The following is a 22,158-nucleotide window of genomic DNA, read 5'->3' as shown; positions in this document are numbered from 1 at the left end:
AAAAATAAACGGGGTACTCAATTCTTACAATACCCCGTTTTTTGACAGACTACTTTTCTTTAAGTTTTGAAATATTCTCCTCAAACGGTGGGAAAATAACACCTTTTTCTGTAATTATAGCAGTAATGTTCTCAGCCGGTGTTACATCAAATGCAGGATTAAAAACCTTCGATCCATCCGGAACAATCTTTTTATCATTGAAAAATCTTATTTCATCTTCGCTTCTCTCTTCAATAGGAATTTCTGAGCCTGATTTTATATTAAAATCAATGGTTGATACTGGTGCTGCTATGTAAAAAGGAATGCCATGGTGCTTTGCCAAAACAGAAAGAGAGTAAGTTCCAATCTTGTTTGCTGTATCTCCATTTAAAGCGATTCTGTCAGCCCCTACTATAACACAATCAATTTTTCCAAGCTTCATAAGATAACCTGCCATGTTGTCACAAATAACTGTATTGGGAATACCATCTTCAGAAAGTTCAAAAGCTGTGAGCCTTGCCCCCTGAAGATACGGCCTGGTCTCATCTACATAAACATGAATATTCTTGCCGGTAAAATGAGCTTCACGGATAACACCAAGTGCAGTTCCATACCCGCCTGTTGCTAAAGCCCCTGCATTACAGTGAGTAAGGATATTTGCACCCTCTTTTATAAGTGTATTTCCATGTTCACCAATCTTTTTATTGATACTTTTGTCTTCATCTTCTATTTTCCTTGCCTCTTGTAGCAGCAAACTATAAATTTGGCTTTGAGAAAGATTTTTTGCCTCTTCAAAAATCTTTTTCATCCTCTCAAGTGCCCAGAAAAGGTTCACAGCAGTGGGTCTTGAGCTTGCAAGAATGTTTATGACCTCATAAATTTTAGTGGACTCCATATCCTTTTCAATTATCTCCTTAAAACCCAATACAACTCCATATGCAGCAACAATTCCAATAAGCGGTGCTCCTCTTATAATCATATCCTTTATTGCTACATATACATCCTGATATGTGCTACAAACAAAATACTCTTTTTCAAATGGCAGCTTTCTCTGGTCAAGCACAATTAGCTTATCATTTTCAAACTCAAAGTGTTTCATCTTTCTTCTTACTCCTCGCAAACATAATCTACATCAATCTTTTCAATCATTCTGTATATAAGCTTTTTTACTTTGTCATTATTTTCTCTAAAGACTCTGTAAACTTCTTCTTCTGTCACAGGCTTTATATCATCTCTTCCTTCAAGTCCTGCGTCATAGTCTGTAATAAGGGATATATTCACATAACAGATACCAAGCTCTTTTGCAAGAATTACTTCTGGATACTGTGTCATGTTAATAACATCCCAGCCCATGCTTGAAAACCATCTGCTCTCAGCAGTTGTGGAAAATCTCGGACCTTGTATTACAACAACTGTCCCCTTTTCATGCACAGTAATTCCAAGCTCTTTTGCAGACTCAATTCCAATTTTTCTCAAATATTCACAGTATGGCTTTGCGGCAGATATGTGCCTTACTTCAGGTCCTTCAAAGAATGTGTCTTTCCTTCCCCATGTCCTGTCAACAAACTGGTCACACACAACAAAGTCACCAGGTTTTATCTCAGGCTTTAAGCTTCCTGACGCTGTTGGTCCAATTATCTTTTTGACTCCAAGCATCTTCATTGCCCAAATGTTTGCTCTGTACGGAATCAAGTGAGGAGGATATTGATGTTTTTTGCCATGACGGGGCAGAAAAGCTACTTTTTTGCCTGCAATCTCAACCAAAGAGATTTTGTCGCTTGGTTTTCCGTATGGTGTTTCAAGTTCTATCTCTTCAACATTATCTTCTAAAGAGTAAAAACCAGAACCGCCAAAGACCCCTATATCAGCTCTGTTTTCCATCTTTTCTTACCTCCAAGAATTAAAAACTTTTGCATTTCAAAAAAATTATATAAATAAAATGTGCAAAAATCAACAAAATAATTTATTGAGAAGGTGATATGATGTCAAGAGACGAATTTGAAGAAAAGTTAAATGATTTTATCTTAAAACTTGAAAGGATGAATTTTAGCTACTATATAGAATATTTGAAAAACCCAAAGAAGATAATTTTTACAAACTTCTTATCGGGTGCTGCACGGGGATTTGGAACAGCTTTTGGCTTTTCTATTTTGGGTGCTCTTCTTTTATATGTACTTAACGCTATCGTAAAATATAACCTTCCTGTAATTGGCCGATATATTGCTGAAATATTGAAATTTGTAAAGTTTTATATGCATTAAAAAAACTTCAGTAAAAGGAGAGATTAATATTGCAGCCAGCTGAAATTGAAATGCTGAAAAAATTGCTTTTAGAGAAAAAATCTGAAGTAGAAGAGTATTTAAAAAATACTAAAAAAAATCAGATTGCAAACTTTAGCTCACTCTATTCAAATGAGGTGTCAAACTATGACAATCATCCAGCTGACATTGCATCAGACCTATTTGAAGCGGAAAAGAACATGAGCTTGAAAGCTGACATGAAAAGAAAACTTGAGCTGATTGAAAAAGCGCTCTCCAAAATTGAAAAGGGAAACTTTGGCTACTGTATGTCCTGCAAAAAAGAGATTCCTATAGAAAGGCTTTTGGCAATCCCTTATACAGAATTTTGTATAGAGTGCCAGAAAGATATGGAAAATCAGGAAAATTATCAAACAGACCAAAGACCAATCGAAGAAAAGGTGCTGGGCAAACCTTTCAATGACAAGTTTCCAAATCAAGGGGAAGAAGAACATGATGGCACAGATATGTGGAATTTAATTAGAATTCATTCAACAAGCAATACTCCTCAAGATGAAATGGTATCTGATGGAAAAAATTATTACAAGAATGTAAATGATATTGATGATAGTGTTGAAGAAATAGATAAAATTTCTAAAGATAATTTTTAAAAGAGACTAAAACTAACTAACTTTTAATTAACACTAATGAATTACCAAAAAACTATATAGCTATTGACAAGATTTTTATAATTATTATAGAATATTTACAAGATTATTCAAATTTTTAGTAGTATGGAGGGTTTTATATGAGGTATTTAAAGAAATTTATTTCTTTGTTGGTTGTATTCTTATTTACTATCAACTTTTTTTCCCCTTACTTTGTCAAATCAGATAATTTATCATTGAGTGATGCATCAGTATTTCAAACCTCACAAAACTTTTCTCAAATCCAAAATCCCCGTGAACTTTTACAAATTCAAATTAAAAAAATTTCTACTCTCCCTGAATTATTTTATGACTTAAAACCATCCCCTGAGGAAAAAGTCAAAAAGATATCAATTTATTTAACAAAAGCCATAAATTACTTTGATAGCGACACGACAATTACTAATTCAGACTTTTTTGATTGCATTGAGAAGGCTGTAAGGCAGCTTGAATTTTATCAAAAGCACAGTAATTTTAAAAAACATTATGATTCAACTTTAGAAGAAATTAAACTAAATCTAATTGCAGTAACAAGAAAAGTTACAGAAAATCTAAAAATAGTTTGTGAAAATAATCAAGGTATATTTACCCAAAAACAAAAGAAAGAACTTTTAAAAGCAATTGAAGAGTTTAATAAAGGTGTTGAATTTGAAGGCAAAAAGAACAATGAACAAGCTATTCATTTTTATCGAAAAGCATGGGAACAGTTAAATGAACTTAATATTACTATTTTAAAGCTTCAGGACAAAGATAATGATAAATGTCCAGATTTTTTAGAAGAAAAGTTCGGTCTTAAAACAAATAAATTAGACACCGATGGAGACAATCTTTCTGATTTTTTTGAAATATTAAAACTTTTTAACTTTACAGATGGAAAATCAATTGATACTGATAAAGATGGTATACCAGACTGGCAAGAAGATCCTGATGAAGACAAGTTAACTAATATAGATGAACAAAAATACAATACTGACCCGCTTTTGCCAGACACAGATAACGATGGTTTAGATGACTATTTTGAAATATTTACATTTAAAAGTTCTCCTTTGAAATTTGACACAGATGAAGATGGACTGAGCGACAAAAGTGAATACTTATTAGGAACTAATCCTAATAATCCTGATTGTGATGCTGATGGTTTACTTGACGGACTTGAGGAATATAAGCAAACCTTTAAAGACGATCAGACTGGAACAAAAGTAGAAATTGTTGCAGAAGGGGACATTTCATCCTTTGTTGAAATAAACAATCTAAAAGACGAAGAAGTATTTTCTGAAATTTACGGAATAGTTTCAACACCAGTTGATATTGAAGTATATGCACCTTTCAAAGAAGCGACAGTATTTATACCAATTGATACAAGCAAAATCCCAAATCAAGATTTTCAAAATGTAAAAATGTTTTATCTTGATGAAGATTTGATGACTTTTGTTCCACTTGACGAACAAGGTGTTGATCCTGTAAACAAAGTGGTATGGGCAAAAACAAACCATTTTACAACATTTGTATTATTTTATATACCAACATGGAAAGCAATTTGGGAGGTTCCAATAAATAAAGGCGAAAGAGAAATAAATCAACAAATCAATTATATAGACCTTGTATTCGTGTTAGATTCATCTGGCAGCATGAGCTGGAATGATCCAAACGGGTATAGAAAAATTGCTGCAAAATCATTTGTTGATGCCTTGATACAAGGGGATAGAGCAGCTGTTGTCGATTTCGATGATTTTGGTTATTTACTACAGCCTTTAACGACTGATTTTCAAGCCGTAAAAAATGCAATTGACAGGATTGATAGCTGGGGAGGAACAAACATTGCAGAAGGCATTAGAATTGCAAACCAGCAATTAATTTCTCTTAGTTCTGAGGATAGAATAAAAGTAATTATACTTTTAACAGATGGTGAAGGATATTACGACAATAATCTCACAACTGAAGCAAAAAACAATGGTATAACAATATATACTATAGGTTTAGGAACCAGCGTTGACGAAAATCTTTTGAGAGATATAGCAACCCAAACAGGAGGCATGTATTTTCCTGTATCTTCTGCTTCTCAACTACCACAGGTGTTCAAGCGAATAACTGAAATAGTTACAGAACCAATTGATACAGACGAAGATGGTGTTCCAGATTCTGTTGAAATTTCAGGTGCACGAACAGGTCTTGGAACAATTGTATATTCTGATCCATCAAATTCTGATACAGATGGAGATGGAATTTTAGACGGCTTAGAAATTGGACCATTGGTTTGTGCAGCAAACGGGTATTATTACAAAACAACAAGTGATCCGAAAAAATGGGACAGCGATAATGACGGACTTTCTGATGCGGAAGAAGATGAACTGGGAACAAAGATAAATCTTGCAGATACCGATAAAGATGGTTTGACTGATGGAAATGAAATTAGCATGGGGTATTCACCCCTTCATAAAAATTATGATGGTGATTCATATCCTGACAAACAAGAATTCGAAAAAGGACTTGATCCTTATCTTTATGATAAAACTTGGTATGAACATATCAAAGACATCTTAGCTGGTGCAACTTGCGGCGATGCAGGTGAGATTTTAGTTCGACATGGACTTTTAGCTGAAAGAACTCTAAAATCATTCGGATATTTAATTGGTCAAATAACTTCTGGATTTATACCATTTTCAGATATAAGAGATGCTGTAGCAAGTTTGGCAAAATTAGATTTTGCAGGAGTATTAACAAATTTAATTGGCTTTATACCTGGTGTGGGAGACTGTGCTGATATTGCAAGAACACTTACAAAATTTATTAGCTTTGGTGATGAATGTATAAGCATTGTAGCAAGGTTTATTGTTCATAAGTTTGATGAATGGCAAAATGTCTTTGGAAATTTCCTGTTATCTCCTGTGTTTGCTCTTTTATGCAAAGGACAAGACAATTTTGATGTTGCAAAAAAAGTCGTAAATGGGGATTATGATAAACCTTTGAAGGCTGTCTCTGAATTTGCTCAGCACAATAATTTTGATGAAATTGCATCAATTATAAAAAATAGCAAAGTCAAATTTTCTATAACTCAAGATATAAAATTGGAAAATGCTAATAGTATCATAGCAAGAGCAAAAGAATATGTAAGTAAAGCAGGACTAAAAAGTGCAAATGCTTTAGCTGAAAGAATTGCTGTTGAAGCTGCATATGAATATTATACTAAGTTAGGCTATAAATGTATATACAAAGCAAAACACGGTGTTAAAGGACCAGATTTAATTTTTGTTACAAATACACAGCCAAGAGAATATCTAATAGTAGAAGCGAAAGGTGCTTTGGAAAACTCAAAATATCCGACAGTAGGAGAAAGCAGGCTGTTTAGCAATGTTTATAATCCCAAAACAAGAACAAAAGAAAGATTAGCCCAGCTATCTTTTGATTGGCTTTCAACAAATTCTGAAAGATACTTATATAAAGTAGAAGAAGGCATGAGAGAACAGCTTGATAAAGATGCTGCTAAAATAGAATTTGAAGAGTTTAAAAAATTCATAGAAAAAAAGGAACCTATAGAGCAGCACTGTTTTATGCTTCGCAGAATCAAAAGATTAGATGGGATGGCGGATTTGGCAAATATTTGACAGAAATTTTAAAGAATGATGAAAACATAGCATCGTTCGAAATGGTAAAGATGATATTGAAATAAAGTAAAATTGTTACCAAGGGCGGGAATGGTGGGGAAATTTTGAATGTTTTAGAGGTGAAAAATAATGGCTGAGTGGTGGGAAATTAAGCTCAATCCTAAAAAGCTTAAGAAATTACTAAGTGAAGAGCTGGCAAGAATAGAAGATGATGCAAATTATGGTTATGTACATGCTTTCAAAGTTCTCGCAGCAGGAAGGTATTACATGTATCTTGGAGATTTTGAAGAGGGGAAAAAGTATATTTTGAAAGCTATTGAAGCTAAGAAAAAAGATATTGATACTTTTATCAAAGAATGTGGCTATGAAAGTGAAGCAGTAGCGATAAACAAGGTCAGATTAGCCAAGATGTACAGGTGGGTTGGTGAAATGGATAAACTCAAGCAGGAATGTCTTGAGGCTGCTAACATTTTCAGAAAAATATATGAAGAAGGGAAAAAAATTAATAGAAGTTTAGTGTTATATCCTGATAGCAGCCGTGACTTTTATGTTGCATGGTCAGCAGCTGAATATTATCTTGGTAACTATCAAATGGCTGTGGATGTTAAAAAAATCTATGCAAAGAATACATTTGGTATTGTTTCTTCTGGTCTTGCAGAGTATATATTGAAAAAAGACGTACAAGCATTGAAAAATCAAATAAAAATTCTTGTTGAAGGTATAATTGAATTTAAATGTGCTCCAAATTATGATACGAACGTATATGACCCATGGCACTGGTATGAAGAAGCAAAGAAGATTGCTGGTCTACCTGGCATCTTTAGCTTATTCGACCCTTCTCCTCCTATTCTGCCAATACAAGAAGACTAAAAAATAAAATTTATTTAGCAATGTTTATAATCCCAAAACAAGAACAAAAGAAAGATTAGCCCAGCTATCTTTTGATTGGCTTTCAACAAATTCTGAAAGATACTTATATAAAGTAGAAGAAGGCATGAGAGAACAGCTTGATAAAGATGCTGCTAAAATAGAATTTGAAGAGTTTAAAAAATTCATAGAAAAAAAAGGAACCTATAGAGCAGCACTGTTTTATGCTTCGCAGAATCAAAAAATTAGATGAGATGGCGGATTTAATAAGTTTTTAAAAGAGATTTTGGTTAGAGACAAAAACATAACATCATTTGAGATGGTAAAAATGATTTTATAGATTTTAAGCTAAACTTTAGGGTGGGAAGGGACCGGGAAATTTTGAATGTTTTAGAGGTGAAAAATAATGGCTGAGTGGTGGGAAATTAAGCTCAATCCTAAAAAGCTTAAGAAAATGATTGAAACAAAACTAGAAGAAATAAAGAATGATGAAAGATATGGTATTATGGACAATTTTGCATTTATAGCAGCAGGAAGGTATTACATGTATCTTGGAGATTTTGAAGAGGGGAAAAAGTATATTTTGAAAGCTATTGAAGTTAAGAAAAAAGATATTGATACTTTTATCAAAGAATGTGGCTATGAAAGTGAAGCAGTAGCGATAAACAAGGTCAGATTAGCCAAGATGTACAGGTGGGTTGGTGAAATGGATAAACTCAAGCAGGAATGTCTTGAGGCTGCTAACATTTTCAGAAAAATATATGAAGAAGAGAAAAAAACTGATAGCGTCTTAGTGTTATATCCTGATAGCAGTCGTGACTTTTATGTTGCATGGTCAGCAGCTGAATATTATCTTGGTAACTATCAAATGGCTGTGGATGTTGAAAAAATCTATGCAAAGAATACATTTGGTATTGTTTCTTCTGGTCTTGCAGAGTATATATTGAAAAAAGACGTACAAGCATTGAAAAATCAAATAAAAATTCTTGTTGAAGGTATAATTGAATTTAAATGTGCTCCAAATTATGATACGAACGTATATGACCCATGGCACTGGTATGAAGAAGCAAAGAAGATTGCTGGTCTACCTGGCATCTTTAGTTTGTTTGATCTTTCTCCACCTCTGTTGCCTATTTGGTAATCCAGATTAAATAACTGATTAAGTTTTTATTGATAAGCAATTATAATTTATTATAGAAGCGGAACGAAAACAAATTATTTGGAGGTAGATATTATGAGCACACCTTCTTTTATGTTTTTAGAATATAAATTAAAACTCTTAAGTTTACCAAAGAGAGATGTTCAAGAATTTGAAGATAAATTTTTAGAGTTTATTCAAAATTTTTGTGAAATATTGTTGGCAAATATGCGAGATTATTTTCCCAACAATGCAATTGATAACACTTATTGGTCAAATATTTATTATGATTGGTCAGAAATAGAAAAGCTTGAGGATACTGTTTATCGTGTAAAGTTAGCCTTTGCTCATGATTTTACTTTATCAAAAAGAGGAAAGAAAAAGTTTGCTGAAGAGTGTAAAAATTTTGTTAGAAGACTAAATAAATTCTTTGAAATTTTTGAATTTGATGTTAGATTTGAAGATGAGCCATTTAATATAGAATACTATGATCCTGGTTCTGAAGATAATGACGACGAAGATTTGTTTTTATATGATGATGACGATGATTTGTTTGGCTAATATTATAATATCATAACATAGTTGTACATGATTCAAGGTGATTCAATGGTTTACTGGATTATAATTATGTTAACTTTTGTGTTAGACCAGATAACAAAGGCAAGAGCTGAAAATGTTTTTGTAGGAAGTTCTATTAATTTACTGGGTGGAATTTTATCGCTCACTTATGTACAAAACAGAGGCGGGGCTTTTTCAATCTTAGAGGGAAAAAGAAGATTTTTTATAGTGGTTTCTATTGTCCTCATTTTGTTTTTATGTTATATGATTTTCAAGTCCACAAACAACCTTTACAAGCTTTCTTTTTCGCTGATAGTAGGGGGAGCGATGGGAAACCTTTTTGATAGGATTGCTAAGGGTTATGTGGTAGATTTTATAGACATAAAAGTTATACCCGTTTTTAATCTTGCAGACTTTTTTATAACCTGTGGCGTGCTTCTTTTGATATTTTTGATACTAAAAGAAGGAGGCGAAGAGATATTTCTGAAGAAAAAACCTTGACAGTAGAAGGTTTTGACGGCCGACTGGATAGGTATCTTTCTGAGGCTCTTTCTAAAACCCGCAGTTTTGTTCAAAAGATAATAGAAGAAGGAAATGTATGGGTAAATCAAATTCAAGTTTTAAAACCTGCATATAAAGTCAAGAGTGGAGATATAATCAAAGTTGTTATTCCAGAGCCTAAACAACTATCTCTTGTTGCCCAAGAAATAGATATTGAGGTTTTATATGAAGATGAACACTTAGCAGTGATAAATAAACCGCGGGGGATGGTTGTACATCCCGGTGCAGGCAATTTTGAAAATACTCTTGTAAATGCACTTTTGCACAAGTTCAGTGGGAGACTTAGCAGTATAAACGGGGTTATAAGACCCGGGATTGTCCACAGGCTTGACAAAGACACATCGGGACTTTTAGTTGTTGCTAAAACAGATGAAGCACATATTAAACTTTCTGAAGCTTTAAAATCTCATCAAATAAAGAGGATATACTATGCTATATGTGAAGGTGTGTTAAAAGAAGACAGTGGCGTAATAAATGCACCGATTGGGAGGCATCCTGTAAATAGGCTTAAAATGGCTGTTGTTCCCAATGGGAAAGAAGCAGTTACTTACTTTGAGGTTTTAGAAAGGTTTGACAAATACACTTTTATAAAATTAAGATTGAAGACAGGAAGGACTCACCAGATAAGAGTTCATATATCATATATAGGTTATCCTTTGCTTGGAGACGGAATTTACGGAAGAGCAAAAAATGAATTTGGAGTTGAGGGGCAGGTTCTTCATGCAGGTGAAATTGAGTTTGTTCACCCTATAACTTCAGAAGTTCTGCACTTTTCAGCCGAGTTACCTGAATACTTTCTTAAGATTTTAAACATACTGAGAAGTAAAAAACAATAAATACCGCTTATTACATTAAAAACCATAGACAAACTGTACATCTTGGTGTTATAATAGCTAAGAAATAAATAAAAACCGAATAGTGACTTTAAGAGAATTTGAGACCTTTAAGCTGGCCCTGTGAGGCGGCAAGGTTGAAATATGAGAGGTTGAAAGTATTAGCATGTCAAAAAAGCTTCTTGCCAATTCACAGGCAGGAAGCTTTTTTTGTGCCAAAGGAGGTGCTGTATTTTGGAAAAATTAAAAGAAATTATGGATGCAAATCAAATGCGAAGGGCTTTAGTCAGGATTTCTCACGAGATACTTGAAAAAAACAAGGGTGTTGAAAATCTTTGCCTTGTTGGGATTCAGCGAAGAGGTGTAACTCTGGCAAAAAGAATACAGGAAAACATAGAAAAGATAGAAGGGATAAAACTTCCTTTAGGTATTTTGGACATCACATTTTACAGGGACGATTTGAGTTTGCTTTCTGAGCATCCTACGGTTAACTCCACAAGGATTGATTTTGATATAAACAACAAGAAGATAGTTTTAGTAGACGATGTTCTTTTTACAGGTAGAACAGTAAGAGCAGCAATTGAAGCTTTGATGGACATGGGAAGACCAAAGATGATTCAGCTTGCAGTGTTGATTGACAGAGGACACAGAGAACTTCCAATTAGGGCTGACTATGTAGGAAAAAATGTTCCAACTTCAAGAAAAGAAATTGTTCATGTTCTTGTTGATGAGTTTGACAACGACAACAGAGTAATAATTGAACAGCTTGATAGGGAAATATAACTTTAAAAGAAAGGGGAAAGCTTTGAAAATGAACAGAGTTGTTCAGGTTGAAGAAAAGCTTCCATTTTTGAAAACATTGCCTTTGAGTCTTCAACATCTTTTTGCAATGGTTGGCGCAACAATCTTGGTTCCTATTCTGGTAGGACTTAGCCCAACTGTGGCTCTCTTTACAAGTGGTGTGGGGACCATAATATATATTCTTGTAACAAAAAATAAAGTTCCAGCTTATCTTGGTTCGTCTTTTGCATATATAAATCCTATTATCACAGTTTCTGCCTCGCTTGGAGGAAAAGAATATGCTCTTGCTGGATGCATTGCATCAGGTGTTGTATATCTGATTGTAGCATTTCTTGTTTACCTATTTGGGACAAACTGGATTGACAAGATTTTGCCACCGGTAGTTGTTGGTCCTGTTGTAATGATTATTGGACTTTCTCTTGCAAGAGCTGCTGCTGTGAAATCAGCAGGACTTTTCAAAGAGGTTGTAAAAGATGGTCAGATTTTGGAAGTTGCTGTAAATGTCCTAAAAAGTCCTGTTTGCTGGGTTTCTATATTTACATTACTTGTTGCCGTATTTGGCTCTGTTTACTTTAAAGGATTTTTTAAAGTCATACCTGTTTTAATTGGACTTGTGAGTGGATATCTTTTTGCATATGTACTTGACTTGATTGGTATGAATACAAATCTTCTAAATTCGTTCTATCCAAATGGCAAGTATATTCCATTTTTAAATTATGAAGTTATCAAGAATGCAAAGTGGATAGGGCTTCCTCAGTTTACATTTCCTAAATTTTCACTCTCTGCTATTTTATCAATTGCTCCAATTGCCATAGTTACAATAACAGAACATATAGGACATCTTCTTGTGACAAATAATGTTGTGGGAAGAGATTTTACAAAAAATCCAGGACTTCACAGGTCATTAGCAGGAGATGGACTTGCAACAATTGCTGCAGGTTTTCTTGGAGGTCCTCCTAATACAACATATGGTGAAAATATTGGCGTTATGGCAATAACAAAGGTGTACAGTACATGGGTAATCTTATGGGCAGCAATCCTGGCAATTTTGCTTTCATTTGTCCAAAAGCTTGGTGCTCTTATTCAGGTAATTCCTTCATCTGTAATTGGAGGAATCAGCATCCTGCTGTTTGGTGTTATTGCTTCATCTGGTTTGAGAATGATGATTGAAAGCAAGGTGGACTTGTCTCAAACACGCAACCTTGTAATTGCTTCTGTGGTTTTAATAATTGGTGTTGGTGGAACAAGACTCAAATTTTTCAACATTGAATTTGAAGGAATGGCTCTTGCTACATTTGTAGGAATAATTTTAAATCTTCTTTTACCAGAGTCAAAAGAACTTAAAATAGCAAAGACAAAAGAAGCTTTAGAACCAAATAATTAAGGGTAGGGGTTATTTTCCCTACCTTTTTTGTAAACAGTCGGAGGTGGATAAATTGAAACATTTGCTTGGGCTAAGAGAGCTTTCAAAAGAGGATATAATAAAAATACTGAATCTTGCAAAAGATATGAAGACAATTCTAAAGAGCGAAACAAAAAAGACTCCTCATCTGCAGGGGTATTCGGTTGTAACTCTGTTTTATGAAAATAGTACCAGAACACGAACATCGTTTGAGCTTGCAGCAAAGTTTATGAGTGCAAATACAACATCAATCTCGGTGCAAACCAGCAGTGTGCAGAAAGGGGAATCTTTGCTTGACACTGTAAAAACTTTGGAAGCTCTGAAAACAGATGTTCTCATTGTTAGACATTCAGTTTCTGGCGTGCCGCATTTTATTGCTAAAAACTGCTCATTTTCGGTCATAAACGCAGGTGATGGAATGAACGAGCATCCAACTCAGGCACTGCTTGATATGTTCACAATAAGAGAAAGGCTTGGAACAATTGAGAGGTTGAAGATAGCAATCATTGGTGATATTCTTCACAGCAGGGTTGCAAGAAGCAACATATGGGGACTTTCTAAGTTTGACAACCAAATCACAGTGTTTGGGCCACAAACTCTTATTCCGCCTTATATTGAAAACTTTGCTTATGTTGCATCTTCTTTAGAAGAGGCAGTCTCAGGAAAAGATGTTGTAATAGATTTGAGGATTCAACTTGAAAGACAAAAACGAGGCTTTATAACCTCAAAACAAGAATATTACAAGTTTTATGGATTAAACGAAGATATAATGAGGTATATTTCAGGCAGCACCCTGATTATGCATCCTGGTCCTGTCAACAGGGGGGTTGAAATTTCTTCAGAGGTGATGCAGCTGCCAAATTCAACAATTGATGAGCAGGTCACAAACGGTATTGCCGTTAGAATGGCAGTTTTATACCTTTGCACGCGCAAGGAGGGAATTTATAGGTGATGATATTGATAAAAAATGCACAGATTGTAAATAGTATTCACGACAAAAATGAAAAAGCTGATATACTGATAGTTGATGACAAGATAGAAAAGATTGGTATTAACATAGAAGAAAATCCAGATAATATGATTATAATAGATGCAAGCGGCAAGTATGTAATGCCAAGCTTTACCGATATTCACTGTCATTTGCGGGAACCTGGTTTCGAGTACAAAGAAGACATAAAGAGTGGCAGCAGAGCTGCTTTAGCAGGAGGATTTACAACCATCTGTTGTATGCCAAACACAAACCCTCCTATAGACAACAGAGCAATGATTGCGTATATAAAATACCGTGCAAAAGAGGTCTCACCAATTGAGGTTTTACCTGTTGGGGCTATAACAAAAGGACTTTCAGGAGAAGAGCTTGCAGAGATAGGATTTATGAAAGAAGAAGGGGCCATTGCTATATCAGACGATGGAAAGTGTGTTATGAACGCAAACATTATGAGAAATGCTCTTTTGTACTCAAAAGATTTTTCAATACCTGTCATTTCGCACTGTGAGGATTCGAACTTATCTGAAGGAGGACAGATAAATTTAGGATATGTGTCAACAATCACGGGACTTAGAGGAATTCCACGCGAGGCAGAATCAATTATTGTCGCAAGAGATATTCTTCTTGCAAAAGAAACAAAAGCACATCTTCATATAACCCATGTGTCCACCAAAGAATCTGTTAGACTTATAAAAATTGCAAAAGAGTGGGGTGTAAATGTCACGGCTGACACATGCCCACATTATATAAGTCTTACAGAAGAAGAGGTGCTTGGATTTAATACAAATGCAAAAGTAAACCCCCCTTTGAGAACACAAGAGGACGTGGAAGCTTTGATTGAAGGACTAAAAGAAGGTGTAATCGACTGTATATCAACAGACCATGCCCCACATCATAAAGATGAAAAGAATGTCGAATTTAACCTTGCTGCAAGCGGGACAATTGGATTTGAAACTGCATTTTCTGTGCTGTTCACATATCTTGTTGAGAAAAATGGATTTGATATTGGGAAAATAGTGGAGCTTCTGCACCACAATCCAAGAAAAATAATTGGACTTTCTCCAAATGTTATAAAAGAAGGAAAAAAAGCTAACCTTGTAATTGTAGATTTAAAGAAAAAGTGGGAAGTAAAAGAGGATAACATTGTGTCAAAATCAAAAAATAGTGTGTTTTTGGGTAAACTTTTGACTTCTTATGTTGAGACAGTAATATATAATGGGAAGATATTAAAAAAGGACGGTGTTTTGAATTGCTGAACTTTTCTGATAGGCTAATTGAGTCTATAAAAAAGAAAAATAGTGTTCTTATAGCAGGAATTGATACAAGCATTGAAAATATACCAGATTATTTTATCAAAAGATTTTATGATAAAGAAAAAAGCGAGATTGACAATTTAAAAACCATTTTGTTTGAATACAACCGAAGGATTATCGATGCTGTGGAAGAAAATGTGGTTGGAGTAAAGTTTCAGGCAGCATTCTTTGAACAGTACTCTTACCATGGATTTGAGGTTTTGCATAAACTCTGTGAATATGCAAAAAACAAAAAGCTTGTGGTAATCTTTGATGGTAAAAGAAACGACATCTCAAGTTCTGCAAAAGGATACTCAAACGCCTATCTTGGCGAAACACCCATTTTTGGTAAAAAAATAAGGTTTTTTGAGTTTGATGCAATCACCACAAACCCTTATCTTGGTCAAGACGGTATAAAGCCATTTATTGAAGACTGTGAGAGATTCAAAAAAGGTTTGTTTGTGCTTGTTAAGACTTCCAATCCTTCTTCTGGTGATTTTCAAGATCTGATGGTAGAAGATAAATACCTTTTTGAAGTTGTAGCCGAAAAAGTTTATGAATGGGGGAAAAACTGCATAGGGAAAGAAGGTTACAGTGATGTTGGTGCTGTTGTAGGTGCAACCCAGCCTGAGGCTGGTAAAAGAATAAGGGAAATCTTGCCAAACTCTTTCCTTCTTGTACCGGGAATTGGTGTGCAAGGAGGAAAAGTAGAAGATTTGAAATATTTTGTGGACAGCAACAACATGGGCATAATAGTAAATTCGTCGCGTGATATAATCTATGCATACAAAAACTATGTTCATTCTGATTTTGAAAAGAGTAGCTACTTAGCTTCAAAAAGTATCAAGGAAAGTATCAATGCAGCAATCTCTTAAAGAAATAAAATCAAAAGAGGTGAGACTTTAAAGTGCCACTGAGAAAGGATATAAAAAAGGTTTTGGTTATTGGTTCAGGACCGATTATAATTGGCCAAGCAGCTGAGTTTGACTATTCAGGAAGCCAGGCTTGTAAGGCGTTAAAAGAAGAGGGTATTGAGGTTATTCTTATAAACTCAAACCCAGCAACAATCATGACAGACAAAACAATGGCAGACAGTATCTATATCGAGCCTATAACTTGTGAAATAATAGAAAAGATAATTCAAAAAGAAAGAGTTGATGCCATATTACCAACACTTGGAGGGCAAACAGGTCTTAACACTGCTGTTGAACTTTACAAAAGTGGGATCCTTGACAAATACAATGTCAAGGTAATTGGAACAAACATTGAAGCTATTGAGTTTGCAGAAGATAGACAACTTTTTAAACAGCTGATGATAAAAATTGGCGAACCTGTTGTTCCGAGTGAGGTTGTAAACTGTGTAGAAGATGGTCTTGCGTTTGCAAAGAAAATAGGCTTTCCTGTTATAATAAGACCGGCATATACCCTTGGTGGGACTGGCGGTGGTATTGCAAACAATGAAGAGGAGTTTGTTGAGATTGCAAGAAGAGGTCTTTCGTACAGTCCTGTGCACCAAATACTTGTAGAGAAAAGTATAAAAGGGTGGAAAGAGATAGAGTATGAGGTTATGCGAGACTCAAACGGATGCCTGATTACTGTGTGTAACATGGAAAATATTGACCCGGTGGGAATTCATACAGGCGATAGCATTGTTATTGCACCATCGCAGACACTTTCTGATAAAGAATATCAAATGCTAAGATCATCTGCTCTCAAAATCATAGATGCTCTGAAGATTGAAGGAGGGTGCAATGTTCAGTTTGCTCTAAATCCTGATAGCTTTGAATATGCAGTAATTGAAGTAAATCCAAGGGTCAGCCGCTCATCTGCTTTAGCTTCAAAAGCGACAGGGTATCCAATTGCCAGAATTGCTGCAAAGATTGCGCTTGGCTATACACTTGACGAAATAGAAAATGCTATTACAAAAATGACATACGCAAGCTTTGAACCTGCTCTTGACTATGTTGTTCTGAAAATTCCACGCTGGCCGTTTGACAAGTTCACTTATGCAAATAGAAAGCTTGGTACACAGATGAAGGCAACTGGAGAGGTCATGGCAATTGGAAGGACCTTTGAAGAAAGCCTTTTAAAAGGTATAAGGTCTCTTGACATAGGACTGGACTACTTAGACCTTCCAGAGCTAAAAAGTTTAGATAACGAATCTCTCTCACAACTTATAATCGAGGCTGATGACAGAAGAATATTTGCACTTGCTGAGGCTATAAGAAGAAGATATGAAGTAGAATACCTATACCGAATCAGCAAAGTAGACAGATTTTTCCTTCACAAGATTAAAAATATAATCGAGATGGAAGAGAGAATTAGAAAAGAGGATTTAAACAGCAGTATTCTGCTTGAAGCAAAGAAGATGGGGTTCAGTGACAAGACAATTGCAAGTCTCAAAGAGATATCTGAAAATGATGTGAGGAGTTTAAGAAAAAGCCTAAACATAACACCGGTATACAAAATGGTTGATACATGTGCAGCAGAATTTGAAGCAAAAACTCCATATTATTACTCAACATATGAAAGAGAAAATGATGTAGCAGTATCACAAACATCATATACACAGAGAAAAATTGTTGTTTTGGGCTCAGGTCCGATTAGAATTGGTCAGGGAATTGAGTTTGATTATACTTCTGTACACAGTGTTTATGCACTCTCAAAGCTTGGCATAAAATCTGTCATTATAAACAACAACCCCGAAACTGTAAGCACTGATTTTGATACCTCAGATATGCTCTTTTTTGAACCTCTCACAAAAGAAGATGTGCTAAATGTTATTGAAACAGTAAAGGCAGAGGGTGTGATAGTCCAATTTGGCGGTCAAACAGCTATAAAACTTTCTCAGCAGCTTGCAAAAGAGGGTATCAAGATTTTTGGTACAAGCGCAGAGGGAATAGATATCGCAGAAGACAGGGAAAGATTTGACAAAATCTTGAATAAGCTTAACATCAAAAGACCTCCAGGTTACACATGTTATACGCTGCAAGAAGCACTAAGAATAGCAAACTCATTGGGATATCCTGTGCTTGTGCGGCCATCATACGTTCTTGGCGGACAGGGTATGAAGATTGCCTTTGATGATGACGATATTGTTGAGATGCTCAGCTATGCAAAAAATTTAAATAACCACCCTATCCTCATTGACAAATACATCGTCGGAAAAGAAATAGAGGTTGATGCTATATCTGATGGCGAGGATATCTTGATACCCGGGATAATGGAACATATTGAAAGAGCGGGTATTCATTCGGGAGACAGTATTTCACTGTATCCTGCAAGGAATATTTCAAAGTATATTGAAGAGAAGATTGTCGAATACACCCTCAAAATAGCAAGAGAGCTTGAATGCAAAGGGCTTATGAATGTGCAGTTTATTGTTCAAAATGAAGAACTTTATGTTATCGAAGTAAATCCAAGAGGCAGCAGAACGGTACCGTTTTTGAGCAAGGTAACTGGTGTTCCCATGGTTGAGCTTGCAACAATGGTAAGTTTAGGGTATAAGCTGAAAGATTTGGTAAACACAGTTGGGCTTTTGCCGAAAAAAGATTTCTATGCCTTTAAAGTTCCTGTTTTCTCATTTGAAAAACTGCCTGATGTTGAAGTATCACTTGGTCCTGAGATGAAGTCAACAGGCGAGGTTATGGGAATTTCGAAAGACTATTATGTTGCTCTCTACAAAGGGCTTGTTGCAAGCGGAACAAAGCTGCCATTAGAAGGTGGAGTGCTTTTTACTGTTGCCGACCCTGATAAAAATGAAATCATCCCTATTGCTGAGAAGTTTGAAAAGCTTGGATTCAAAATATATGCAACATCAAAGACAGCAAAACATCTGAACTTTTATCAGGTTGCTGCAAATTATGTTAAAAAAGTGTCTGAAGGAAGTCCAAATATAATAGATTTGATTAGAAAGGGAGAAATAAACATTGTTATCAATACTCCTACAAAAGGAAGGCAGCCTCAAAGAGATGGTTTTTTGATAAGAAGGTTTGCTGTGGAAAACAAAGTGCCAATCTTCACTTCAGTTGACACTGCAAAAGCTGTAGTTGAAATTATTGAGTTTCTAAAACAAAAAAGAGAACTTGACATATTTAACATAGGAGAGATTGATAATGAAGCTATTAGAGGTTAAAATTGAAGAAAATGTAATGATTGCAAATAATATATTTCTTCTATCCTTTGAATCTGAATATTTAGCAGAAAATTTTAAACCGGGCAATTTTGTGAATATTCTAATTGATAAAGAGAGCATTTATCCTCTTTTGAGAAGACCTTTCAGCATCTCTTTTGTTGAGGGAAAAAGAGTCTATATCGGTTACAAAGTGGTAGGTAAAGGCACAAAGCTTCTTTCTCAAAAATCAAAAGGAGAGGCTATTGATGTCTTGGGTCCACTTGGAAACTCATTTTTGACAGACACATTCGACGGTAAGGTTGCTGTAATTGGAGGGGGGGTTGGAATTTTCCCCCTTGTTGGCCTCTGTAAAGAGCTCAAAAATAGAGGCAATAAAGTTGATGTATTTCTTGGATTCAGAAGCATAAAATCAATGTTTTTGGTAGAAAGATTCAATAGCATTTGCAACAATACCTTAATAGCAACAGATGATGGCAGTAGCGGTTACAAAGGGAGTGTTGTTGAGCTTTTTAAAGCAAATTTTTCAAAAGAGAAATATAAAATTGTTTTTTGCTGTGGGCCAAAGCCTATGTTAAAGGCGATTAAAAATCTTAATCTCCCTGTAAAATGTTATGCCTCTTTAGAAGAAAAAATGGCGTGCGGGATAGGCGCATGTCTTTGCTGTAGTATAAAAGGAAAAGGTGACAAAATGTATCATGTGTGTTCAGATGGCCCTGTTTTTGATATAATGGAGGTTGAGATTGAATGAATTTAGAAGTTGAGATAGCAGGGGTAAGACTCAAAAACCCTGTTATTGCAGCATCAGGCACATTTGGTTTTGGTCGTGAATATTCAAAGTTAATTGACATAAGTGAATTTGGCGCTATATGTACAAAGGGCATCACTTTAAAAAAGAGAATTGGCAATCCCCAGCCAAGACTTTGTGAAGTGTATGCAGGAATAATAAATTCTGTTGGTCTTGAAAATCCCGGAGTTGAAGCATTTGTAAATGAAGAACTCCCTTTTTTAAAAGGCTTTAATACCAAAATCATTGCCAATATAAACGGTTTTACCAAAGAAGAGTTTGTTGAGCTTACAAAAATCTTGGGTTCGCTTGTGGATATGATTGAAGTAAATTTATCTTGCCCGAACGTGAAAGAAGGTGGAATGGCCTTTGGCAAAGATCCAGAAAAGGTCTATGAGATAACAAAGTCTGTGAAAGATGTGGCAAGCTGTCCGATCATTGTTAAACTTACACCAAATGTCACAGATATAACTCAGCTGGCAATAGCTGCAGAAAAAGCAGGAGCAGATGCAATTTCACTTATAAACACTGTGTCTGCTATGGCAATTGATATTGAAACAAGAAAACCCTTGATAAAGATGGTAACAGGTGGACTTTCAGGCCCTGCTATAAAGCCAATTGCAGTTAGAATGGTTTATGAGTGTTTCAAGAAAGTTAGAATACCTATTGTTGGCATGGGAGGAATTATGAATTACAAAGATGCCATTGAGTTTTTTATTGCTGGTGCAACTGCCATTCAGATAGGCACTGTGAATTTTATAAATCCTAAAGCTGTTTGCGAAATAAAAGAGGGAATTGAGGCTTATCTTGAAAGAAAGGGTTTTAATTCCATAAAAGAGCTTGTAGGTAACATAAATATCTGAGGTGAAAACAAAATGTCAAAAACAGTTGTATATCTTATTCGTCATGCAGAGGCAGAAGGAAATTTTATAAGAAGATTTCATGGTATTACAGATTCCAATGTAACAGAAAAGGGTAAATTGCAAGCTCAAAAACTTGCAGAAAGATTAAAAAATGTCCATTTTGATGTGATTTATTCAAGTCCTCTGAAAAGAGCCCTTTATACTGCAAGCAAAATAGCAGAGGGAAGGGATATAAAGATTATAATAAGAGAAGATTTGATAGAGATAAATGGTGGAGATTGGGAAGACATGTGCTGGGATGAGCTTCCTTTGCTTTATCCAACAGAGTATGAAATGTGGGAGAAAATGCCTCACAAACATTGTATGCCAAATGGTGAAAGTATGTATGAACTTTTCTTGAGGGCAAAATCTGCTTTTGAGGACATCGTAAAGTCAAATGTGGGAAAAAGAATATGCATCGTAACCCACGGAACATTAATTAGGGCTCTTCTGACGTATATAAAAGGATATGAATTTGAAAGACTCAACGAGATTTTGTGGCAGGACAATACTGCTATAAATATAATCGAGTACAAGGAAGGGAAATACCACCTTGTTGTTGAGGGCGATTGGTCTCATCTTGGAAAGGAGTTTTCCACAATAGCATATCAAGATTGGTGGCAACAGTTTTTAAAAGAAAGAGGAATTGAAAAACAAGATTTAACTATCATTGAAAGGAGAGAAAGCTATGAATAAAGAGGCTTACATTCAGATGTTCAAAGACACGGGTGCACTTTTGGAAGGACATTTTCTTTTATCCTCTGGAAAACACAGTGCAAAGTACCTTCAATGTGCAAAAGTATTGCAGTACCCAAACTTGGCAGAAATGATCTGCAGGGACCTTGCACAATACTTTAAAGATAAGCAAATTGACGTTGTTATAGGACCTGCATTAGGAGCAGTAACGCTTTCGTACGAACTTGCAAGACAGCTAAATTGCCGTTCCATCTTTGCAGAAAGAGAAGATGGGATAATGAAACTTAGAAGAGGATTTAAGATTGAAGAGGGAGAAAAAGTTTTGGTAGTTGAAGACGTCATAACAACAGGCGGGTCTGTGAAAGAAATAATTGAAATTGTAAAAGAGTACAAGGGAGAAATTGTAGCAATTGCCGGTATTGTTGATAGAAGTGGTGGTAAAGTGGATTTAGGATATCCTCTAAAGACACTTTTGACTCTTAGCATTGAAACTTACGAGTCAGATGAATGCCCTCTTTGCAGGGAAGGAGTTCCTATTGTAAAGCCAGGGAGTAGAAAGATAAAATAGAGGCTCTATAATAAATATTGGGGTGGTAAGAAAAGAAAAAATATAGCACTTATTCTGAATGCCTGCTATAATTAAAATTGTTTTTAGAGATAAAAAAAACACACAAAA

The 22,158-nt window shown here is 35.2% G+C and carries 21 protein-coding genes; 19 read left to right on the top strand and 2 right to left on the bottom strand.

The window, feature by feature from the left end:
- Positions 1–49: 49 nt before the first annotated feature.
- Both mtnA and CALKRO_RS06810 read right to left on the bottom strand, forming a co-directional pair.
- Positions 50–1,078: an S-methyl-5-thioribose-1-phosphate isomerase gene (gene mtnA, locus CALKRO_RS06815; RefSeq protein WP_013430312.1), complete on the bottom strand. Its 1,029-nt coding sequence runs from the start codon at positions 1,076–1,078 to the stop codon at positions 50–52.
- 8 nt (positions 1,079–1,086) lie between these two features.
- Positions 1,087–1,860, bottom strand: a complete 774-nt coding sequence (locus CALKRO_RS06810) for an S-methyl-5'-thioadenosine phosphorylase (protein WP_013430311.1) — start codon at positions 1,858–1,860, stop codon at positions 1,087–1,089.
- A 101-nt stretch (positions 1,861–1,961) separates the two neighbouring features.
- On the opposite strand from CALKRO_RS06810, the gene CALKRO_RS06805 reads away from it, so the two are divergent.
- From CALKRO_RS06805 to pyrE, 19 genes are all read left to right on the top strand, one after another.
- Positions 1,962–2,240, top strand: a complete 279-nt coding sequence (locus CALKRO_RS06805) for a DUF5665 domain-containing protein (RefSeq protein ID WP_013430310.1) — start codon at positions 1,962–1,964, stop codon at positions 2,238–2,240.
- A 29-nt stretch (positions 2,241–2,269) separates the two neighbouring features.
- Positions 2,270–2,887, top strand: coding sequence for a TraR/DksA C4-type zinc finger protein (locus CALKRO_RS06800; protein ID WP_013430309.1), 618 nt, complete (start codon positions 2,270–2,272; stop codon positions 2,885–2,887).
- 137 nt (positions 2,888–3,024) lie between these two features.
- Positions 3,025–6,525 (top strand): VWA domain-containing protein, encoded by a 3,501-nt coding sequence (locus CALKRO_RS06795; RefSeq protein WP_013430308.1) that lies wholly within the window; start codon positions 3,025–3,027, stop codon positions 6,523–6,525.
- A 129-nt stretch (positions 6,526–6,654) separates the two neighbouring features.
- Positions 6,655–7,395, top strand: coding sequence for a hypothetical protein (locus tag CALKRO_RS06790; protein ID WP_013430307.1), 741 nt, complete (start codon positions 6,655–6,657; stop codon positions 7,393–7,395).
- A gap of 124 nt (positions 7,396–7,519) precedes the next feature.
- Positions 7,520–7,645: a hypothetical protein gene (locus CALKRO_RS14020; protein ID WP_272940822.1), complete on the top strand. Its 126-nt coding sequence runs from the start codon at positions 7,520–7,522 to the stop codon at positions 7,643–7,645.
- Between the two features lie 153 nt (positions 7,646–7,798).
- Positions 7,799–8,533: a hypothetical protein gene (locus CALKRO_RS06780; protein ID WP_013430306.1), complete on the top strand. Its 735-nt coding sequence runs from the start codon at positions 7,799–7,801 to the stop codon at positions 8,531–8,533.
- 93 nt (positions 8,534–8,626) lie between these two features.
- Complete coding sequence (locus CALKRO_RS06775) at positions 8,627–9,091, top strand: hypothetical protein (RefSeq protein ID WP_013430305.1); 465 nt, start codon at positions 8,627–8,629, stop codon at positions 9,089–9,091.
- A gap of 45 nt (positions 9,092–9,136) precedes the next feature.
- Entirely contained in the window at positions 9,137–9,589 is a 453-nt protein-coding gene (gene lspA, locus CALKRO_RS06770) for a signal peptidase II (protein WP_013430304.1), read from the top strand.
- Positions 9,586–10,485: an RluA family pseudouridine synthase gene (locus CALKRO_RS06765; RefSeq protein WP_013430303.1), complete on the top strand. Its 900-nt coding sequence runs from the start codon at positions 9,586–9,588 to the stop codon at positions 10,483–10,485. Before lspA ends, CALKRO_RS06765 begins: the two co-directional genes overlap by 4 nt.
- 231 nt (positions 10,486–10,716) lie before the next feature.
- A complete protein-coding gene (gene pyrR, locus CALKRO_RS06760; RefSeq protein WP_013430302.1) occupies positions 10,717–11,265 on the top strand; it encodes a bifunctional pyr operon transcriptional regulator/uracil phosphoribosyltransferase PyrR in 549 nt (182 codons plus the stop codon).
- A gap of 28 nt (positions 11,266–11,293) precedes the next feature.
- Positions 11,294–12,667 (top strand): uracil permease, encoded by a 1,374-nt coding sequence (uraA, locus tag CALKRO_RS06755; protein WP_013430301.1) that lies wholly within the window; start codon positions 11,294–11,296, stop codon positions 12,665–12,667.
- Between the two features lie 52 nt (positions 12,668–12,719).
- On the top strand, positions 12,720–13,637 hold the full coding sequence (locus CALKRO_RS06750; protein ID WP_013430300.1) for an aspartate carbamoyltransferase catalytic subunit: 918 nt from the start codon (positions 12,720–12,722) through the stop codon (positions 13,635–13,637).
- Entirely contained in the window at positions 13,637–14,929 is a 1,293-nt protein-coding gene (locus CALKRO_RS06745) for a dihydroorotase (protein ID WP_013430299.1), read from the top strand. The genes CALKRO_RS06750 and CALKRO_RS06745 overlap by 1 nt, the downstream gene beginning before the upstream one ends.
- A complete protein-coding gene (pyrF, locus tag CALKRO_RS06740) occupies positions 14,923–15,840 on the top strand; it encodes an orotidine-5'-phosphate decarboxylase (protein WP_013430298.1) in 918 nt (305 codons plus the stop codon). The genes CALKRO_RS06745 and pyrF overlap by 7 nt, the downstream gene beginning before the upstream one ends.
- Before the next feature lie 32 nt (positions 15,841–15,872).
- A complete protein-coding gene (gene carB / locus CALKRO_RS06735; RefSeq protein ID WP_013430297.1) occupies positions 15,873–19,100 on the top strand; it encodes a carbamoyl-phosphate synthase large subunit in 3,228 nt (1,075 codons plus the stop codon).
- Positions 19,081–19,848 carry a dihydroorotate dehydrogenase electron transfer subunit gene (locus CALKRO_RS06730; protein ID WP_013430296.1) on the top strand — a complete coding sequence of 256 codons (768 nt, stop codon included), beginning with the start codon at positions 19,081–19,083 and terminating at the stop codon, positions 19,846–19,848. The genes carB and CALKRO_RS06730 overlap by 20 nt, the downstream gene beginning before the upstream one ends.
- Positions 19,845–20,747, top strand: coding sequence for a dihydroorotate dehydrogenase (locus CALKRO_RS06725; protein ID WP_013430295.1), 903 nt, complete (start codon positions 19,845–19,847; stop codon positions 20,745–20,747). The genes CALKRO_RS06730 and CALKRO_RS06725 overlap by 4 nt, the downstream gene beginning before the upstream one ends.
- Before the next feature lie 12 nt (positions 20,748–20,759).
- The gene (locus tag CALKRO_RS06720) at positions 20,760–21,482 is read left to right on the top strand and encodes a histidine phosphatase family protein (RefSeq protein ID WP_013430294.1); all 723 of its coding nucleotides are present in this window, start codon (positions 20,760–20,762) and stop codon (positions 21,480–21,482) included.
- Positions 21,475–22,050, top strand: a complete 576-nt coding sequence (pyrE, locus tag CALKRO_RS06715) for an orotate phosphoribosyltransferase (protein WP_013430293.1) — start codon at positions 21,475–21,477, stop codon at positions 22,048–22,050. The genes CALKRO_RS06720 and pyrE overlap by 8 nt, the downstream gene beginning before the upstream one ends.
- Positions 22,051–22,158 lie beyond the last annotated feature (108 nt).

It is taken from the genome of Caldicellulosiruptor kronotskyensis 2002, from assembly GCF_000166775.1.
GTDB classification, from domain to species: domain Bacteria; phylum Bacillota; class Thermoanaerobacteria; order Caldicellulosiruptorales; family Caldicellulosiruptoraceae; genus Caldicellulosiruptor; species Caldicellulosiruptor kronotskyensis.
This window is presented reverse-complemented; position numbering and strand designations above follow the sequence as displayed.

Coding starts and splice junctions, on each gene's coding strand:
- mtnA (WP_013430312.1), bottom strand. CDS start 1,078: ATGAAACACTTTGAGTTTGAAAATGATAAGCTAATTGTGCTTGACCAG.
- CALKRO_RS06810 (WP_013430311.1), bottom strand. CDS start 1,860: ATGGAAAACAGAGCTGATATAGGGGTCTTTGGCGGTTCTGGTTTTTAC.
- CALKRO_RS06805 (WP_013430310.1), top strand. CDS start 1,962: ATGTCAAGAGACGAATTTGAAGAAAAGTTAAATGATTTTATCTTAAAA.
- CALKRO_RS06795 (WP_013430308.1), top strand. CDS start 3,025: ATGAGGTATTTAAAGAAATTTATTTCTTTGTTGGTTGTATTCTTATTT.
- CALKRO_RS06790 (WP_013430307.1), top strand. CDS start 6,655: ATGGCTGAGTGGTGGGAAATTAAGCTCAATCCTAAAAAGCTTAAGAAA.
- CALKRO_RS14020 (WP_272940822.1), top strand. CDS start 7,520: ATGAGAGAACAGCTTGATAAAGATGCTGCTAAAATAGAATTTGAAGAG.
- CALKRO_RS06780 (WP_013430306.1), top strand. CDS start 7,799: ATGGCTGAGTGGTGGGAAATTAAGCTCAATCCTAAAAAGCTTAAGAAA.
- CALKRO_RS06775 (WP_013430305.1), top strand. CDS start 8,627: ATGAGCACACCTTCTTTTATGTTTTTAGAATATAAATTAAAACTCTTA.
- lspA (WP_013430304.1), top strand. CDS start 9,137: ATGGTTTACTGGATTATAATTATGTTAACTTTTGTGTTAGACCAGATA.
- uraA (WP_013430301.1), top strand. CDS start 11,294: ATGAACAGAGTTGTTCAGGTTGAAGAAAAGCTTCCATTTTTGAAAACA.
- CALKRO_RS06745 (WP_013430299.1), top strand. CDS start 13,637: ATGATATTGATAAAAAATGCACAGATTGTAAATAGTATTCACGACAAA.
- CALKRO_RS06730 (WP_013430296.1), top strand. CDS start 19,081: ATGAAGCTATTAGAGGTTAAAATTGAAGAAAATGTAATGATTGCAAAT.
- CALKRO_RS06725 (WP_013430295.1), top strand. CDS start 19,845: ATGAATTTAGAAGTTGAGATAGCAGGGGTAAGACTCAAAAACCCTGTT.
- CALKRO_RS06720 (WP_013430294.1), top strand. CDS start 20,760: ATGTCAAAAACAGTTGTATATCTTATTCGTCATGCAGAGGCAGAAGGA.
- pyrE (WP_013430293.1), top strand. CDS start 21,475: ATGAATAAAGAGGCTTACATTCAGATGTTCAAAGACACGGGTGCACTT.